Raw genomic sequence first — 19,475 nt, 5'->3', positions numbered from 1 at the left:
AAATATATTTTGGAAGGATGGAAACTTTTCCATACGTCCGAACGTCATAGATGTACACAGGAAATTACAGGAATTCATTGTGATGAAATGAATACATTCTGCAGTTCAATAATGATAAGAATGGGGATATCGGGATATGAGGAAAGCGGGAGGAAATCAAGTGAAAAAGGTGATGTCTGCATTGGCGGTATCAGCCATGTTAATGTCAGCACTACCGACGTCGGTTATGGATGCTGCTGCAAGAATTAGCATTTATATCAATGATGCAGAGATATCTTCAGCTCAAGCACCTGTAATGAAGGGCGGGCGTGTACTGGTTCCATTAAGATCGATCTTCGAAGGATTGGATGCCAAAGTACAGTACACGAACAAAACCAAAACGATTAAGGCAACGCGTGGCGATCAAGAAGTCTCACTGACGCTGGGTTCCAAAGTTGCTTACATCAATGGAGCAGCCGTAGCGCTGGATGTACCTGCCAATACGATCAAAGGAAATACGATGGTTCCCATTCGGTTTGTGAGCGAAGCTTTTGGGGAAAAAGTATTCTGGAACTCCCGTATGCAGCGGGTAGATATTAAGAAAACGGAAGCACCTCCTGTGGATGATACACAATATTCAGCATGGAATATTTACGGCTCTGTATCCGGGAGTAATGGAGATGGGCGCGATCTCACCGTAAGCTTCACACGTCCAACCTCGGAAAGAGCGGTATCGGCCTATCGTGTCATGCTGGTCAAAACCCGTGATGTGAATGGCTTCAACGAGTCTTCGGCAACAGCCGTACCATCTGCAAACTATACAACCATTACACCAAATGGCAATAATCCTAAGTTGACACTCAACGCACAGACGCGAGATGTGAATGGAGATCTGTTGAACTCCAATGAAACTTATCGCTTGTATGTACTTACAGTGGGCAATAACAACAACAACTATAAAAATACACTCAGTTGGTCTTCTCAAACGTTGAAATTATCTGCTGTGAAGACAGCCGTTCAATCTGTAACTAGCCTGCGTGCAGCAGACATTAGTGATTACGGCGATGGACGTGATCTGGAGATTAACTTCACGCAACCGAGCAATACGTCTAACATTACGTATTATCGTGCGTTCGTGGTGAAAGCGAAGGATGCTTCTTCATTCAATCTAGCTGCAGCGAACAAAGTGAGTAACTCCAATTCAACGATTATCTATAAGGCTAATACGCAAACAATGAAGAGCCAGTTCAGCTCATCCACGCGTGATACATCTGGAGAAATTATCAAAAATGGTACAGCCTACGTTGTCTACATTCTGTCCGTGAGCACTAATGCGGCAACAACAGACAACAAACTGTCTGCTGCATCTGCATCATTAACACTGGGAGTTAACGCTACAACAGCTCCTGTCATTACACAAGTTAAAGATAATTCAGATTATGGGGATGGACGCGATATTCAAGTGAGCTTCAACCGCTCTTCAGATGAATCCAAAGTGTCCAGCTACCGTATCTTTGTAGTGCGTAATGCGGTATCCAGCAGCTTTAACTTGACCACAGCCAATAATTTGTCATCTAACTTCTATTATACGGTGAACAAAACAGGCAATAACATCACGACAACGCTGCCTTCTTCAATGAAGGATACGAGCGGCTATAATGTGACGAACCTGCAGGATTATCGAATCTATGTGCTGGCTGTAGGTAACAATGGTGCTGCCAATATATTGTCTTCTTCCTCAGCAGTGCTGAGATTGACGAACAATGGGAATGCAGGGGCGGTAAGTAACCTGACGGTTGCCGATGTAAGTGATTATGGGAATAGCCAGGATCTACGTGTTTCGTTTACAAGAGCTACAGACGAATCTAGAGTGTCATCGTACCGTGTATTCGTTGTTCCTTCTGTTAATGTAGGTAGCTTTACGCTGAATGCAGCGAATGCTTCATCTTACTATCAACAAGTGAACAAAACAGGAGGTAATCAGACCTTCACACTATCTTCTGGTCTAAGGGATGTCTATGGTACAACCATTAGAGAAGGTGTAAGCTACCGTGTGTTTGTTTTATCGGTAAGCAGCAGCGGAAACTCTAGCCAGAACTCATTGTCCGGTTATTCTCTACCGATTACACTTACTAAGAATACTGCGCTGACTCCGCCAACTGGTGTTCAAGCAGCGGATATTTCGGATAATGGAAATGGTAGCGATTTGCAAGTGACGTTCAATAGACCAGCAAATGAGGCAAATATATACCAATACCGTGTATTTGTAGTTAAGTCAGGGAATGTAGGCAACTTCAACCTTGCAGAAGCTAATCGGAATTCAAACTTTAAAATTGTAAATAAAGCTGGAGGAAGCGGTAACTACAGTGTTACGCTTGATAGTAACTCAAAAGCAACGGATGGTACTACGATTGGTAACGATGTAAACTATCGAGTCTTCGTTCTTGCAATGAGCAATAATGATTCTATTGCTAATGCATTGTCTACAGGGTTTGATGTGAAGTTGGCTACGACAAGTGCTGTTGGAGCAGTGAACATTACAGAGGTTAACGTTAAAAAAGACAATCAAGCTAATGGAGATATTACGGATGTTACTTTAAAATATACTGAACCGACTTCCAAAACAGGAATCAGACGTTATGTAGTGATGATTGCCCCAGCTGGAAGCGCATTTGATGTTAACGTGGCGAAGTCCATTGCCCAAAATAATACATCTTCTGTTATAAGAGCTGTAGAAACTAGTGGAGGAACAGCGATTCTTCCAAGTGAACTACTTGATATTAGAGGTCAGAAGATTGGCCCAGGAAACTACACGGCATACATTTTATCCGAATCATCTGACAGTAAACGCGAATCAAACTTGGCTTATAGTTCATTCACAATAAATGCAAAGCAACAGGCACCTGTTTTTGTTGAAAAACCTACAGGATTGACAGCCAGCCCCAATGGATCTTCCATTGATATAAGCCTTACTAGGCCGGCTAATGTGAATGAGATTAGTAGATATGATGTCTATATAGTTAAAGATGGAAGCACCACATTTGAGAACGGAACAGGCAGAGTAGTAGCATCTATTCCTGCAAGCAGTAATCCATTTAGCGTAACCGTCAGTACAGCTAATGGAACAGATTCTGATGGTGTAGCATTTGGTACAGATAAATATAAAACAATTGTAGTCGCTGTAGCTGCTGACCAAACCAAAAATAAAGATACAAAGTCTGATGTTGTTACTTTTGATTATGCTGTTCCTACTGAAAATCCAGGTAATGGAAACAATGGTACAACACCTTCTGACCAGAGTGCCAGTCAATCACCGGTTGCAAATGATCGAACCCAAGCGACACCATAATACGATATGAAAAAATTGAATTTATTGAAGTTACTTTAATAAACTTAGGCTTCCTTTCTCACGAAAGGGAGCCTTTTTTATTGATCACAAGAAAACTAATATATTTTTTTATAACTTGACCATCAGATTATGTCGCCAAATAGGTTCCTTAGGCTGGTTGTCGTGTCAGACAAACAAAGGGATAATAGGAGGAATAAGCACGAGAAGGACATGTCCGAAAGGAATGATGGAATGCTCGCATTTCGCTTGACTGGTTTGCCGGATTCCCGGTTGCCGCTGTATTTGTACTGCGTTGGAACACATGAAGAGAAGCCGCAGCTCAGACCTGATGGGTTTCCGGTGTATCAATTGTTTTTGTCACGCACTGGCATGGGGAAATTGAAGATTCCCGGTAAGGGAGTTTGGTCAGTGAATGCTGGGCAAATGTTTGTGATCGAACCTGGGGTAGCTTATGAGCATATGCCCCATTCCAAATCTGGCTGGGAACTTGGGTATATCGGTATTGGAGGAGAATCTGTTGAATCGGTGCTTCATGCCGTTGGGTTACTACCTTCGGAACCTCGGAATCTGAAGGATATGGAACAATTTTGGTCAAGAATGACGGATATCTGGCATGCACCAGATCAAGGACGCACAGATGGCTGGAACAACTCAGCCTTGATATATCAGCTTATTCTGGATATCGCACGTTGCAGGGTATCTCATGAAGAAGCAGGCTCGGTAGAAGGGAGTCAAACCTCCATAATTACTGCAGAAAAGGAGAATGATCCGGGAAGTGAGGCATTTGCTCGTGCTATTGAGTTGATGCATGTACACTATCAGGAGGATCTCTTGTTGAAGCATGTTGCGGAAGCGGTAGGTTACTCTGTACAACATCTTAATCGTTTATTTCATCAGAAGCATGGGGTAACCGGACATCAGTACATGCAGCGTCTAAGATTGCAAAAAGCGTCCAAGTGGCTGGAAGATCACCCTCAATCTAGTGTTAAAGAAGCGGCGGAGATGATCGGTATGGAAGCGAATTATTTTATCCGCATGTTCAAACGTGAATTCGGGGAAACCCCTGGCAAAGAAATTAAACAGCGCAATCAGTTGAAGGCTAATCAAGACAGTCTCCACTAAAATGCATTGTTAAACCTCATAAACTATTTAGCCAGTTAAGCATAAAAAAGGGATATATCTTTATACCTCGTAAGCTGGTGACAATCTAAAATAAAAAAACCAAAAAGGAGCCATTACGGCTCCTTTTCATATCTGAACTACCATTACAATGAACATTCGGTATCCGCTTTACATTAATAGCTAGCTTAACCCTTCTTTTGACCAAAGAGGGGGCGTAATAAGGCCAAACCAATGATACCAATCACTAAACTAACCCACGGTGCGAGGTTAAACACAGGCAGGCTGTCACGCAATGGGTATCCCACAAACAAGACAAGCACGACAACAGCTAGGTAGATAACGATCCCGCGCAAATTAACTTTCGGTACAGCATTTCTGTCCGCACCTTGATCATCTGGTCGCTCAGCTAGACGGCGAAGCATCTCTACAAGAGCAATACCGCCTACGGCTGCCACGATGATCGAGAAAAGACTAATATGACTAAACGGCTCGATGTCACCATCTGTCCAACCGATAATTAAACCAGCTCCGCCTTGAATCAGCAGGATAAAGGACACAGATGCCCAAGCAATCATCGCATACCATTTTGGCGTGCGTGGTTGTTTCTGTTGCTGTGGTTCTGTGCTATTCGTTTCAAGGCTCTTTGGCTGCTCGGAGGCCGCGCTATCTTCTTCTTCTTCCAGACCAAGTCCGGTATGTACAGCCGCCTCTAAATCACTTCCATATAGCTCATGGGCAGAACGCCCATCCTGCTGAGCCTGAACGATCTCTTTTCCCGCAGACAAAATCCATTCTTCCTGTGTTTTCTCATCCGCAGTAGTGCTTCTCGCAATGGAACTGATCTGGTTAAACAATTTCACGTTATCCGGTGTCATTCGACTCAATTCGGTCATTTGTCGATTCTGTATTTCTCTTAGCTTCTTATAGGAAATCCCCACTGCTTGCTCCCCCTGTCTAAACCCATTTCCGTCCCCACTGAAGTGAAAACCCTAACGGTAATTTAGTATACGGGAAGGGCTGTCTTTTCGCAAAGTCATTCCTTATAAAATAGCTGTTTATGGTTCTTCCATATCCAAATGCAGGCGAGAATAACACAGGTGCATAATAACACCAGCTTACCGTGAGCACGGATCCATTCTATACACTGTTCCATATCATTCAATCCTTTCGCTAGAAGGCACGAGGGAGGTGTGAGTTGTAGCCATTTTTGTTATTTTTCCCATGGTACAGTATTGCTATGCGTATGCATGTCTGATCTCTCACCTCATATTATTGCGATTGTGTGAATTGTGAATAAAGGAAGCCTGATTCCACCACAATAGTAGCATTTCCAAACGAAAATCTAAGGATGGGAGTACGACTACGATGAATCAGTCCAACAATGACCTAACGCGAAAACTACTGATGAACAGTAATTCCCGCGGTGTGATGGATGAGGTTGTTCCACTGGAGCAACTAACGGAGGATACAGAGGTATCAGATGAACTTACAGAAGGAAATGAGCAAGAGGGAAGCTTCTGGGCGAGTTCTGATTTTGCACGTGAGCACGAGTGGCAGGGACAGACGGAGACACATGCCATGTTCCGGCGAAGTTACGAATAAATACAGTATAGATGAGTGAGCTTCATTTAGATCCGTGTGACTCCAGGGGTTCCATCTCAGGCAAATGAGTTGCTTGGGTGGAACCTCTTTGGTATGTGTACATTTATGGAACGGACGACACATCCAACAGGAATTTGGCATTGGATGAACAATGTACATTCATTTTTGCGGCGTGCATGTCGATAAAATAACAATAAAGAGTGGTTGTTGTAGGCGCTATACTTTCCAATGAAAAGAGGATGCGACTCAGGTTGACGTGAAGGTTCTGAGATGATAATATACTATTACAACTTTAATACACACTAAACTTATCGGATTTATATATAATTAAAAAGTGAACATATAGTCAGGAACAACGGAGAGGGGAAATCGGCATGGAGCGTCAGATCAGCATTCGCCATGGAGAGGAAGAATTAACAGCCACGATACATTATCCAGTGGTTAAGGACATTAAGGAGGCGAACCACCAACAGCGGGTTCCTCTGGCTGTCATCTGCCATGGTTTTGTGGGTAGTCGGATCGGGGTAGATCGTCTTTTTGTCAAAACCGCTCGTGAGCTGGCTGAGGATGGATATCTGGTGCTGCGCTTCGATTATGTCGGTTGCGGGGAGAGCAGTGGCGAGTATGGGGCTGAGGGACTGGAGTCTATGATTGCTCAAACTCGCTCTGTACTGGACTATGCTGTGAATTGCAGTGATGTAGACCCAACCCGAGTGACTTTGATTGGTCATAGTTTAGGTGGCGCAGTGGCCCTGCTGACAGCTGTTCGTGATAAACGCGTTAAGAATCTCGTGATGTGGTCATCGGTAGGTTATCCATTCAATGATATTGTGAAGATCACTGGACGGGAAGTGTACGATGAAGGCGTGAAGGTTGGTGCAGCTGACTACCTAGGATATAAATTCACACCGAAATTCTTCGATTCACTGGCAGAGCATCAACCATTTCAAGAGGCTGTCAAATTTGGCGGCGATGTGCTAGTCGTTCATGGAACGTCAGATGAGATCATACCAGTTGATTACGCATTTTTGTATCAAAAGGTGTTCTGGATGCGCCAAGAAGGTCGCTGCGATAAGGAGATTATCTTTCAGGGAGACCACACCTTCTCTTCAGGCAAGGAGCGGGAACAGCTAATTAGTCGGACAAGAGAGTGGCTGGGTGAGCGTCAGAAGATCGAACAGGATTGGCAGCACTGGATGATATAAGCAAAAAGTCAAAAGTCACGGGGAGTAACTTGGAAAAGAACCTCCTTCGGGGTAAAATAGAGAGGTAAACATCCTATCCGTGTCTGGAGGTTGGCAGCAATGACATTACCCGCACTATTCATTGCGCATGGTTCTCCCACTCTGGCGTTGGAGAGCAGTGACTACACTCAATTTTTGAACGAGCTTGGAGACAAGCTGCCGGCTCCAAAGGCAATCGTTGTATTTACCGCACACTGGGACTGTCCCGAGCCTTCGGTAACGATGGATGAGTCCCATCAGACCCTGCATGATTTTTACGGATACGCTTCAGCCTTGTATAACATACATTACCCTGCAGCTGGGCAGACCGACGTTGCGAGCGAGATTTGTGCGTTATTCTCACGTAGCAACTTGCCACATCGACCTGTTCGAGGACGCGGACTGGATCATGGCGTATGGGTGCCGCTGCTGCACATGTACCCCGAAGCCAATATTCCGGTTATTGCCGTATCGGTAGACTCGCTGCGTTCCCCACAAGAGCAGTATGATATTGGGCGTATGCTGGAGCAGCTCAGGCACGATAACGTGCTAATCATCGGTAGTGGTGGAACGGTTCATAATCTGAGAATGCTAGCACAGGATGATGAGCCACAAGACTGGGCCGTAGAGTTCGATGACTGGCTTGGGGAGCGTCTAGAGCAGTGGAATACCAGAGAATTGTTTCTGTATGAAAAAAAAGCTCCTCATGCGCGGACGGCAGTTCCGTCCTATGGCATGGAACATCTGGCTCCATTGTTCTACGCGATGGGCACAGCGGATATGTCTCGCACAGCGAAGCGATTATTTCAATCGTATGCCTGCGGCACGTTAAGTTTGAATTGCTGGCAGTTTGGAGACGGCATATAACTTGGAGCAGATAAGAACAAACTAGATCTATGTATATAAATAAGCAAAAAGGTTCCTGCGGTCATTTGGTTGACTGCGTGGAACCTTTTTTTGTTGTTTGGGGCGTCATAGCGTTGAAATATATAATGTACCACCTGTAGCCTCACGTATACGACTATTTGCGAATTTCGAACAACTCACATTCGGTACGTGAGTGATAGGCCAGTTCACTGACACTGGACTGAACAACAACGGTTTTCTCGTCAAAACGGATGATAATACCTCCAGAGTCAATCTGGTGGTTATCTTTGAATACCCGAATTTTATGTTTTGAGGTCATGGCTTCCTGGAAATCGGCGTCAGTTTGGAGACGGCGCTGCGTAGACATAGAGATACTCCTTTGTTCTGTTGGACTTTATACCATCATAATATGGGATTCTATAGGTGAGCAAGTGTATGCAGCTGGATATGAGCAACTTGCGTTGTAACGCTTTGGAAAATTAGAGTTATATTTGTGATATATATCATTGCAAATGTAAAAATGTGCAAAAAAATAAAGTCTGGATAGCTAACGAATTGCTATATTCTTTTCCTGATCTATAAAGTAAACTAAGCGTAATCATGTTATACGCTACGGGAAAATCGCATGCTGACGGGGATGGTAGGCTGTTCTCAAAATGCAAGCTCATCAGGACCATGTAACAGAGGGGCGAGAAGTTTAGCTTCAGGTCGCTAGACATCAGAGTACAAACATCATTTCACGGCTTGGCGGAGCTGCATTTAGCATGAGGAACAATGTGTAAATAAGGAGGAGATATTGGAGTGATACGTTATACCTGTCGTGCTTTTTGGAAAATCACACTGGTCTTTGTGCTCGTGTTTACTGCATTATCGGCAGGATTGGGAACAACAAGGTCAGCACACGCAGATGAGTGGTATGAAAAATATCTAGGAGAGATTCAGCTATTGCCTTTTGATTTTGCGCCGCCGGGTTGGGCGTTTGCTGCAGGCCAAAAGATGAGTATTCAGAGTAATCAAGCTTTGTTTTCCATGCTTGGTTATCGCTATGGGGGCGATGGAGTAACTGATTTTGCGTTACCGGATCTCAAATCACTTCCCGTACCTGACGGGATGGGTTATTACATAGCTACTACAGGGATATATCCTACACACGAAGGTAGCGGGGCTGCCATGGGGCGTGCAGGCGAAGTACGCATCTTCCCGTATACATTTTCGCCTGATGGCTGGCTCAAGCTGGATGGGACTACGTATGATGCGCAGAATTATCCGCAGCTCTCCTCCGTGATTAGTAATGAGTTTGGATCTCAGGGTGGTCAAAAATTCACTTTGCCCAGTATTAGTGCACCGCTGCAAAACCTACCATTACACTTTGCTGTTGCTGCAAGACCCATGGGTAGTCAGGACGGAAATGATATCAGCAATCAAAATGGTGAAGTTTTACTAGGACAGACCATACCATTTCTTGTTCCGATGAAGACCAATTGGAAAAATAGTGATGGTAGTATTTACGATTTAATGCAAAACGTTGCATTATTTTCACTCTTAGGGTCGAAATTCGGTGGTAATGGAAAAGATACATTTGGTATACCTGATTTGAGAATTAATCCTTACAAATTCAAATATTATACAGTTTTTGGAGGGCTATTCCCTCCACGTGGTGATGGAGGAAGGTCGCCTTCCACAGTGGCATACACAAATACGACTTATACCGTCGCTACGGGACAGACATTGCGTATTAACAGTTCGGATTTAATGGGGAATGTTCCTGATAGTGCGAATGCCAAGGGAGTTTCGTTGCGGACTCAGCCGCAGTATGGGCGGGTTAGCCAAGATAGTATGGGCTTTAATTATCAGGCTCCAAATTCCTATTACGGTAATGATAGCTTTACAGTGAGGACATACAACGATAATGGATTTGCTTCGGGTTATTCGACGGTTCGAGTCAGTGTTGAGCAGCCTCTGCCACCTGTTGTAACCGGTATTAGTAATAGAGGGATCTACAATCATATACTCTATCCGGAATTTACCTCTGGCACGGCAGTACTGAATGGCAGTCCTTTTGTAAGTGGAACGCCGGTCACTGAGGCAGGAAACTATACGTTACGGGCAACGAACCGTTACGGTACCACACAGGTTGAATTTGAAGTCGATCTAACACCGCCGACAGTAAGTGGGGTAAGCAATGGAGGGCGTTATACGGTGCCGCCGACAATTATTTTTAGCGATGGAACTGCTACGCTGAATGGTACGGCATTTGCGAACGGAGGTCAGGTCAGTCAAGAAGGTAGTTATACGCTGATCGTCACCGACACGGCTAACAATAGTTCAACGATCACATTCAGCTACTATGCACCACGGCAGCTTCTGTTCGATAGCGGCGGCGGAACGAGCGTAGCCGCGCAAGATCTCTATTATGGCGATCATGGCGATGAGCCAACCGCTCCGACACGAACCGGTTATACGTTTACCGGTTGGTATAGCGATGCGGGTCGCACGCAGCCATTTCATTTTACGAATACGGCGATTACGACGAATACACAGCTGTATGCAGGTTGGAGTGCTAGCCAGTATACCGTCAGCTTTGACAGTAGTGGTGGAACAGCCGTAGCGGATATTCCGGTGAACTATGGCTTGACCATTAGCGAACCGACAGCGCCAACACGAGCCGGTCATACATTTAACGGCTGGTACACGAATGCGGGTCGCACGCAGCCATTCCATTTTGGAAATACGGCAATAACGCAGAACATGAGGCTATACGCCGAGTGGATTGTTAACCAATATACGGTTAGCTTTAACAGCAGCGGTGGTACGGCAGTGGCGGATGTTGCGGTAAATCATGGCTCTACGCTTAGCGCACCAACTGCTCCGTCGCGCATGGGTTATACGTTTACAGGTTGGTACACCGATGCTGGTCGTACACAGCTGTTCAACTTTGCCACTGCGGTGATAACGGGAAATACACAGCTGTACGCTGGCTGGAGTATCAACCAGTATTCCGTCAGCTTTAATAGCGGCGGAGGTACAGCTGTATCAGATGTTCCGGTTACGTATGGCTCCACGATTAGTGCACCAACCGCTCCAACACGTACAGGGTACAGATTTTCTAGCTGGTATAGTGATGCGGCACAAACGCAGCTCTTCGATTTTGCGAATACACCGATCACGACAAATACTCAACTATATGCGGGCTGGAATATCAATCAGTACACCGTCAGCTTTAATAGTAACGGAGGTACAGCGATAGCGGATCGTCAGATCGACTACGGTACGCTCATGAGCGAGCCAACGGCTCCAACGCTAACGGGATATACATTTGGCGGTTGGTACACAGATGTGGCTCACACACAGCGCTTTGAATTTGCAAGTATGCCAATAACGGTGGATACACAGCTCTATGCAAGCTGGACGCTCCAATCGTATACGGTCACGTTCGACGTATATCAGGGAGGTCATGCTAACGTGCCTGATCAGACGATAGAGTACGGCACATTGATTACGCGTCCTACAGATCCGGTACGTACGGGTTATACGTTTACCAATTGGTACGCAGATGCAGCACATACGCTGCCATTTGACTTCCAGACGATCATCATTACTGACTCGATTACCTTGTATGCAGGTTGGAGTACCGATCAATATACAGCCAGCTTTGATAGTAATGGTGGTACTGTAGTAAGCGAGCAGTTACTCGACTATGGCAATCCGGTGCAGGAGCCACAGCAACCGAGCCGAACGGGATATACCTTTGCTGGTTGGTATAGTGATGCTAGCTTACAGCAACGTTTCGATTTTGCGACATCGTCTATTCAGGATCATGTTCAGCTATATGCAGGTTGGGAACGTATTCTCTATACCGTTAGCTTTGATACGACCGGAGGCTCGGATATACCGGATACGAGTATCGGACATGGCGATCAGTTAACCTTAATAAATGAGCCAACTTCGGATACGGAAGGTCAAGTCTTTGCCGGGTGGTTTGCAGATTCACAGCTCACGGTTAAGTTTGATTTTAGTCAGCCGATCCACTCGGATGTAACTTTGTATGCCAAATGGGCAGTTCAAGTACAGCAGATTACATTTGATACGGATGAAGGCACTACAATTGCTCCACAGACCGTTGCTTATGGCGACCTTCTGTCTCGTCCAACCGATCCAGAGCGCACAGGTTATACGTTTGCTGGCTGGTTTACCGATTCGGGGCAGCCATTCGATTTTGCAACAACGACAGTAGTGGCAGATATGACGTTGTATGCGAAATGGAATATAGCCTTGCGAACCGTCACCTTTAATGCGGATGGTGGAACGACAATACAGGCTATTGAAGTAAATAACGGAGAGATGTTATCTCGTCCAAGCGATCCGGTACGAACGGGGTATACGTTTACGGGATGGTACTCGGATATCGCACGCAGTCAGCCGTTTGATTTTGCAACAGCGACCGTAAATGCAGATATGACCTTATATGCGGGTTGGACGCTTATACCACCAGGCGGTGGTAACTCCGGAAACAATGGAAACACAGGGAACGGTGGCGGTAGTGGAGATAGTGGAAGCAACGAAAGTGGAGGAGGCTCCAACTCCAATTCAAGTCCGATCTCAAGCGGCAATCCTTCTAATGATAACAATGTTACGCAGGCAAGCGTGTCCATTCCTGCAGGGCAAGCTGGCGAGCTTCGGCTAGGCACAGGAGTGCTGCTTGAGGTTCCAGCTGGTGCTTCAGATCAGCCATTAGAAATTAAAGCGATCATGGTAGACACAGCGGTGACTGGTTTAGCAAGTAATCAACGTGTTGTGAGTCAGGTGGTTGAGTTCACCAAAAATACGCAGGGTAATTTTAAGATTCCAGTGAAGTTAACGCTGACCTTTGACCCTACTTTACTTCGAAGCAATGAGAAACTTGCGGTCTTCTACCAGCAAGAGCCGAACACCCCATGGACAATGGTTGAAGACGGCAAAGTGGACGGCAATTCAATCCGCGTAGATGTGAATCACTTTACACGTTTTGCTGTGATGGCAGTTCCGGCAATAATAGATGCTCCTACAGCAGCCAATTTTAGCGATATTGAAGGTCACTGGGCAGCTGACAGTATTCGTGAAGCGGGTGGGCTTGGTATTGTCAAAGGCTATGCTGATGGTACTTTCCATCCAGGAGCGCAAGTTACACGAGCAGAATTTACAGCAATGCTTGTTCGGATGCTGAAGCCGGTGTCTGATCATGAAGATGCAACAAGTCTATCTTTCACGGATGAGGCGCAGATTGAAAAATGGGCTCGTAAGGAGATTGCACAGGCAAGTGTGCTGGGTTGGATTCAAGGGGATGCGAGTGGTAACTTTTATCCAAACGCTCCAATCACACGTGCGGAGATGGCCGTTATGGTTAGCCGTGCGCTGACATTGACTGACGTTGCGATCAACTCCTCCTTTACTGACGCAGCCAGCATCCCGACTTGGGCAAGGCAGGCAGCAGCTCACATGCAGCAATCGGGTCTGATGAAAGGTCGAGTCAATGGAGCATTTGATTCTTCGGCGCTGACAACCCGTGCGGAAGCAACGCAGGTGTTAATGAGAGCGCGAGTAAAGTAATCGTGATGTGATGGCGGAAGCAACGGGCAATTCGCTCCGAAAGCGTAAGCCACACGAGCGGAAATGGTGCAAGTGTTGATGAATGCACCCGACATAAATGAACCCGATTCGGGAATTAACCTCTCTTGCCGTTTACGATATCGTATCGTAAAACGGCTTTTTTTCATTTTTTATCGTGTTCACTCCTTACGCCGAGGAGAATAGTCTTGTTGAGAGCACAAAAGAAGTAATAAATGAGCTGTTGTGGAGAATGGTGAACGGTTTGTTTAGATCATAGAATAATTGGATATAAAAAAGCCCCGCTCCCAGGGGGGACGGGGAGCAGGGCGGCAGCGTTGTTGATTATTTATTAAGCTGTTTTGTGATTCGCGCTAATGGTTGGTGTGTCTTTGGTGTCATTACCTTTGTTACGGCTGAACAATCCGCGAAGGTAAGGCAGTACCCAGTGATCCAGACCGATTTTACCAGCATTTGCACCAGCGACTACAAGGAAGATTTGCATTAGTACCAGTTGAGCATTCGTGCTCACAGTACCCGAGAAGAGGAACGCGAAGTTCATGACCAATGCCATCAGTGCTGCCAGTGTTGTGAAGCATCCAAGGATGAGACCCAGACCTACAAGGAATTCACCAAGTGGGATAATGAAGTCGAACAATCCAGCGTTTGGTACAGCGAATTTCTCTAAGAACGTTCCCCACCAAGCTTGAACCGTAGGATTCTCACCAGTTGCTTTTCCAACTGCGCCTGCAAGGAATCCGCTAGCTTGGAATCCGCCGGTCAATTTGCTCCATCCGTGAGTCATCCAATCGTAACCGATATACACCCGAAGTACTGTCAAAATCCACATTGCCACTTTGTTTTCTCTAAGCCATTGGTTGAAGCTGAACATATAAACCACTCCTTCATGGAATCTAGTGTGTGTTGTTTTTGTTTTTCTAAGTGATCACCTTTGATGTCTTTATTGTATAGTTCGAGGACTGTTTTGTTTGTGATAAAAATCACAATCTAATTCAAATTTTAAGTAAGGTTTGAGAAGTTCACAGTTAGGACACATTTCGTTTCTCAACCATGGTTTCAAATGGAGGTTTAGGGGTAGAGAATTGCTCCCAAATCAAAGACAAACCACTGCTCTTGTGATTAAATGGAAAGAAAAACGTGAAATGGTCTTCTACATGAGATATTCTCCACATCTTAGATCCAGCCATACCGTTCAGGAGGTACATTGAATTGAAGCTTTTCCCATGGAAACGAACTGCATCCGCTACGTCTCTACTTATCCTTGCCATCAGTCTTGCTGCGTGTCAGGACAAAGAGTTAGCCCAGATGCCAGAGCAGCCGAATAATGTTCCAGCACCCGTACAGGAGGAACAAGTCGTCGAAGAACCAGCGAAAGCTCTCTTTACTGCCCCGCTTACAGGTTTGCCTTCTAATGAAGCGATCACAAACAGACCCTTGGCTGTAATGATTAATAATGCTCCTGCGGCAAGGCCTCAATCGGGTCTAAGTTCTGCAGATATTATATTGGAGGTGCTTGCAGAGGGAGGGATTACCCGATTCATCGCAATATTCCAGAGTGAAGGCGGCGCTGAGACGGTGGGGCCTGTGCGTAGCATTAGACCGTATCTGATCCAGCTTGGCGAGAGCTATGACGGGGTGCTTGTCCATGCAGGCGGTAGCCCAGAGGCGTATTCGATTCTGCAACGACAACAAAAACAACATATGGATGAAATATCAAACGGTGGGCCGTATTTCTGGCGTTCCTCGGATCGTAAAGCTCCGCATAATCTATACACCTCTGTGGACAAGCTGAGAGAAGGAGCCGATATCAAGGGTTACAGTCACGATAGTGTATCGCCTGTCTATACCTATAATGAAGAAGGTTCTACTTCTGGCGGAGAGACAGCGAAGCAATTCGAAATTCATTATTTATTGAATAGTTACCTTGTGACGTATGATTATGATGAAGTTAGCGGACGATATATGAGATTGGTAAACGGCAAAGCCGATCAGGATATGGATAATGGTGAACAACTTGGAGCAGCTAACATTATTGTTGCGGGTGCAGATCACAAGGTGCTCGATGATGTAGGACGATTGTCCGTCAATCTGGAGCAAGGCGGGGAAGCGATGTTATTCCAGAAGGGCAAGATGATCCGTGGACAGTGGGAGAAGAAGCAAGGCGATATCATTCGATTTGTGCAGGATGGCAGTGAGGTAGCGCTTGTGCCGGGTAAGACGTTTATTAGCATTGTGCCGAATCAGCCGAGTTTTGCCGACCATGTGAAGCTGAGTGAGCAATAAATGGAGAAGTGGATGAGAAATGATATGAATCGACGAATTTAGATTCGGAATAGATGATGATTCAGGTCGTGGAATTTAGCTCTGGTGTGAAAATGAGATTGCCGTTACATCCGGTTTTTGCTTCCATTTGTAAACGCAGTGTAAAATCTAACCTTGAATTTGCCAGTGATACCAAATAATTAAGATTCATTTCAGATTAATGTGATAAGAATATAAAAAAGGATCACACCTTTTGTACAAACCATGAAACAAATATGATAAGATATCAAAGGTTGTCATTTCATGTTTCATCGGTTATCGGCAATTTCTCGTAAAGGGGATAGAGCTATGAAGCTTAAGAAGAAGAAGGATATATTTTTTGAAACACTGGAGAACATGGCAGACACGGTTGTTCAAGCGGCAGATTATTTCTCCCAGCATGTTTCCAACCTTCAGGATGTGACTCTTTTTGCCAATGAAATGAAGAAGTACGAGTCGAAATGTGATGATTACGTGCATACGATCATTACAGAACTCAACAAAACATTTATCACGCCGATTGAACGCGATGATATCATGGAGCTGACAACAACTCTTGATGACGTATTGGACGGAATTGAAGCAACGGCTTCCCGTTTCTATATGTACCAACTGACGGACCCGGACGAGTATATCGTTCAATTCGCTGACATTTTGCGCCAATCGGCTTACGAAATTCAGAAGGCAATTCATCTGCTGTCACAGAAAAAATTGCTCGCTATCCGTGAGTACACCATTCGTTTGAATGATCTGGAAAACCAGGGCGACGAAGTACTACGCATGTGTATCAAAAATCTCTTCGCTACCGTGTCAGATCCAATTGAACTGATCAAGCGCAAAGAAATTTATGAGCGTCTTGAGACGACGACGGATGCTTGTGAACATGTAGCGAACGTGCTTGAGTCTATCATCATGCGTAATTCTTAAGGAGCCAGAGAATAATGGAAACAACGATTTGGGTATTAGGTATAGTCGTCTTCCTTGCACTGGCGTTTGACTTCATCAACGGGTTTCATGACACGGCTAATGCCATTGCCACTTCGGTATCAACACGGGCACTGACGCCGCGACGTGCGATTCTGCTCGCAGCCGTGATGAACTTTGTCGGTGCAATGATGTTTACGGGTGTTGCGAAGACGATTGGGGGGAGTGTGACCGACCCCACCAAGTTAGATAACGGGATTGAGGTCGTCATCGTCACCTTGATCTCGGCAATTATCTGGAATCTTGTAACCTGGTGGTTCGGAATTCCTTCTTCATCCTCTCATGCACTGATTGGAGCGTTGGCAGGAGCTGTATTCGTAGGTGCAGGATCGGACAAAGTGAAGTGGAGTGGATTTATTGATATCGTCGGAGGTTTGTTGTTATCACCTCTGATTGCATTTGCCATAGGTTATGTGGTCATGATTATTCTCAAATACATTTTCGCCAAACGCAGTCCGCATAATGTGAACAAAGGATTCCGTACGGTACAGATCTTCACAGCGGCACTACAGGCGTTTACGCATGGTACGAACGATGCACAAAAAGCGATGGGGATTATCACCTTTGCTCTCGTTGCAGCCAAAGTACAAGACCATTTGGAGGTTCCACTGTGGGTTAAAATCTCTGCAGCAACAGCCATGGCACTTGGTACTTCCATTGGTGGTTGGAAAATCATCAAAACCATGGGAACCAAAATCTTCAAAATCGAACCGATTAATGGTTTTGCTGCAGACTTGTCAGCGGCTTCCGTTATTTTCACTGCGACGTTACTACATCTTCCGGTAAGTACAACGCATGCAATCACATCCGCAATTCTGGGTGTTGGTTCTGCTAAACGTTTCTCTGCCGTAAAATGGGGACTAGCTGGACGGATCATTATTACCTGGTTCATTACGATTCCAATTACTGCAGCATTAGCAGGTTTGCTGTACTGGATCATTTTCTAAAAAATATATTCCTAATCATGACGGACAAGCTAGACAGTTGTTCATAACATTGTGAATATCGGGATATGTGGATAATTATACAACCAAAAAGAAGAGACGCCTGTGCATGAACGTGTGGACAGGCTGGATATGTGGATAGCCATCCGTGGAATGATAAACCAAAAGATATTTATCCTGTGGATACAGGAAACTGTGGATAGGGAATGAGAGAAGCCAACAGGGTTGGCTTTTTTTGTTGTCGTGTTCGCAGGAGCTTCTATACGTAGCAAGGACTAACAGGCGGTTGCAGGAGACGATATGATGATTAAATTGTACAATAACGTAAAGGATACTAGGACAAGGACGTGGTCTAATTTATGATACGTACACTCGCAATTACACCAGATCATCAAGTCTCCGTAAATGTGCCACTTGCAGAGCTAGATTTGAACGATTATGCCTGGGTATGGGCAGATTTTAACCAGCCTACGGAAGAAGAGAGCCGTATGCTGGATACATATTTTCATTTTCACCCATTAGCGATAGAAGATTGTCTGCATGTATTGCAACGTCCAAAGCTCGACTATTATGATAATTTACAGTTTCTCGTGTTACATGCCTTGAATCCAGTCACGCTGGAAGCGGAAGAGGTGGACTTGTTTCTAGGAACTAACTTCTTAGTTTCATTCCACCACGGTGTACTTGAAGAGGTCAATGAGGCTTGGGAGCGGTTATTGCATCACGCACATGAACGAACGATCTGGGCTCGCGGCCCGGTAGCTGCAGCCTATACCGTGATGGACAAACTCGTCGATCATTATTTTCCGTCCTTGTTTGCCATTGAGGATGAGCTAGCAGATCTGGAAAACCGGGGTGGCAGGGAGTCAGTAGAGGATCTGATGAACCAGGTGTTCGACCTGCGTAGCAGACTGCTTAAGCTCAGACGGACGGTAGTTCCTATGAGGGATCTCCTCTACCGAGTGATTAATTCCCAACATGTGCAGCGGACAGGAGAGCATACAGCGTATTTTACAGATATCTATGATCATCTGCTCAAGCTGACGGATATGATTGAGGCTGATCGAGAGATGACAGCAGATCTGCGGGATAGCTACATCTCACTGAACTCCAATCGAATGAATCAGATTATGAAAACACTCACGGTGATTACAACGGTGTTTATGCCACTTACGCTGATTGCGGGTATTTATGGGATGAATTTTGCTTATATGCCTGAGCTACAGTGGAAATTTGGGTATGGTGCGGTACTGTTATTGATGTTTGTGCTAGGCGGAAGTATGGTGGCATGGTTTGTGAAGCGCGGATGGTTCAAGTGATAGCGTAAAATTCCGAACATTACATCAGTATAGGCCACAGGGCAAAATCTCAGACGGTATTAACGGTCAGGAGATCAGTTGCCAGGTGGCCTTTATGATTCTTGTTTACAAGGGAAATCAAATGTATCCACATGTGAATAAGTTTTCGGCAGCAAATAAGATGTGCATAACTTTTGGGTGT

General features: G+C 45.3%; 13 protein-coding genes. 10 read left to right on the top strand and 3 right to left on the bottom strand.

All coding sequences use genetic code 11. From position 1 onward, the window contains the following. Positions 1–160 precede the first annotated feature (160 nt). Both ASD24_RS05805 and ASD24_RS05800 read left to right on the top strand, forming a co-directional pair. Entirely contained in the window at positions 161–3,328 is a 3,168-nt protein-coding gene (locus ASD24_RS05805; RefSeq protein ID WP_056692955.1) for a copper amine oxidase N-terminal domain-containing protein, read from the top strand. 210 nt (positions 3,329–3,538) lie between these two features. Then, complete coding sequence (locus tag ASD24_RS05800; RefSeq protein WP_056692951.1) at positions 3,539–4,450, top strand: AraC family transcriptional regulator; 912 nt, start codon at positions 3,539–3,541, stop codon at positions 4,448–4,450. Positions 4,451–4,635: 185 nt separating this feature from the next. Here the strand turns inward: ASD24_RS05800 and ASD24_RS05795 are convergent, their stop codons facing one another. Next, the gene (locus ASD24_RS05795; protein ID WP_056692950.1) at positions 4,636–5,388 is read right to left on the bottom strand and encodes a DUF1129 family protein; all 753 of its coding nucleotides are present in this window, start codon (positions 5,386–5,388) and stop codon (positions 4,636–4,638) included. A 427-nt stretch (positions 5,389–5,815) separates the two neighbouring features. Between ASD24_RS05795 and ASD24_RS05790 the strand changes: the two genes are divergently transcribed. The 3 genes from ASD24_RS05790 to ASD24_RS05780 all read left to right on the top strand — a co-directional run bounded on the left by ASD24_RS05790 (position 5,816) and on the right by ASD24_RS05780 (position 8,142). Next, positions 5,816–6,052 (top strand): hypothetical protein, encoded by a 237-nt coding sequence (locus ASD24_RS05790; protein ID WP_056692947.1) that lies wholly within the window; start codon positions 5,816–5,818, stop codon positions 6,050–6,052. 374 nt (positions 6,053–6,426) lie between these two features. Further along, the gene (locus tag ASD24_RS05785) at positions 6,427–7,257 is read left to right on the top strand and encodes an alpha/beta hydrolase (protein WP_056692944.1); all 831 of its coding nucleotides are present in this window, start codon (positions 6,427–6,429) and stop codon (positions 7,255–7,257) included. A 99-nt stretch (positions 7,258–7,356) separates the two neighbouring features. Next, on the top strand, positions 7,357–8,142 hold the full coding sequence (locus tag ASD24_RS05780; protein ID WP_056692941.1) for a DODA-type extradiol aromatic ring-opening family dioxygenase: 786 nt from the start codon (positions 7,357–7,359) through the stop codon (positions 8,140–8,142). Between the two features lie 154 nt (positions 8,143–8,296). Here ASD24_RS05780 and ASD24_RS05775 read toward each other — a convergent pair whose 3' ends face one another. Next, the gene (locus ASD24_RS05775; RefSeq protein WP_056692938.1) at positions 8,297–8,509 is read right to left on the bottom strand and encodes a hypothetical protein; all 213 of its coding nucleotides are present in this window, start codon (positions 8,507–8,509) and stop codon (positions 8,297–8,299) included. A 434-nt stretch (positions 8,510–8,943) separates the two neighbouring features. On the opposite strand from ASD24_RS05775, the gene ASD24_RS05770 reads away from it, so the two are divergent. Beyond that, the gene (locus ASD24_RS05770; RefSeq protein ID WP_056692935.1) at positions 8,944–13,728 is read left to right on the top strand and encodes an InlB B-repeat-containing protein; all 4,785 of its coding nucleotides are present in this window, start codon (positions 8,944–8,946) and stop codon (positions 13,726–13,728) included. Between the two features lie 349 nt (positions 13,729–14,077). On the opposite strand, the gene ASD24_RS05765 is transcribed toward ASD24_RS05770, so the two are convergent. Further along, positions 14,078–14,617, bottom strand: a complete 540-nt coding sequence (locus ASD24_RS05765; protein WP_056692933.1) for a DoxX family protein — start codon at positions 14,615–14,617, stop codon at positions 14,078–14,080. Between the two features lie 338 nt (positions 14,618–14,955). On the opposite strand from ASD24_RS05765, the gene ASD24_RS05760 reads away from it, so the two are divergent. The 4 genes from ASD24_RS05760 (at position 14,956) to corA (ending at position 19,294) form a co-directional block, all read left to right on the top strand. Beyond that, positions 14,956–16,029 (top strand): DUF3048 domain-containing protein, encoded by a 1,074-nt coding sequence (locus ASD24_RS05760; protein WP_056692930.1) that lies wholly within the window; start codon positions 14,956–14,958, stop codon positions 16,027–16,029. A gap of 327 nt (positions 16,030–16,356) precedes the next feature. Further along, a complete protein-coding gene (locus tag ASD24_RS05755; protein ID WP_056692927.1) occupies positions 16,357–16,974 on the top strand; it encodes a DUF47 domain-containing protein in 618 nt (205 codons plus the stop codon). A gap of 14 nt (positions 16,975–16,988) precedes the next feature. Beyond that, on the top strand, positions 16,989–17,978 hold the full coding sequence (locus tag ASD24_RS05750; RefSeq protein ID WP_056692924.1) for an inorganic phosphate transporter: 990 nt from the start codon (positions 16,989–16,991) through the stop codon (positions 17,976–17,978). Between the two features lie 356 nt (positions 17,979–18,334). Then, positions 18,335–19,294, top strand: coding sequence for a magnesium/cobalt transporter CorA (gene corA / locus ASD24_RS05745; RefSeq protein ID WP_056692921.1), 960 nt, complete (start codon positions 18,335–18,337; stop codon positions 19,292–19,294). Positions 19,295–19,475 lie beyond the last annotated feature (181 nt).

Origin of the sequence: Paenibacillus sp. Root52 (assembly GCF_001426865.1) — a bacterium.
In the GTDB taxonomy this organism is placed as follows: domain Bacteria; phylum Bacillota; class Bacilli; order Paenibacillales; family Paenibacillaceae; genus Paenibacillus.
Note: the sequence above shows the minus strand (reverse complement) of the source record. Positions and strands in the feature narration are given on the sequence as shown.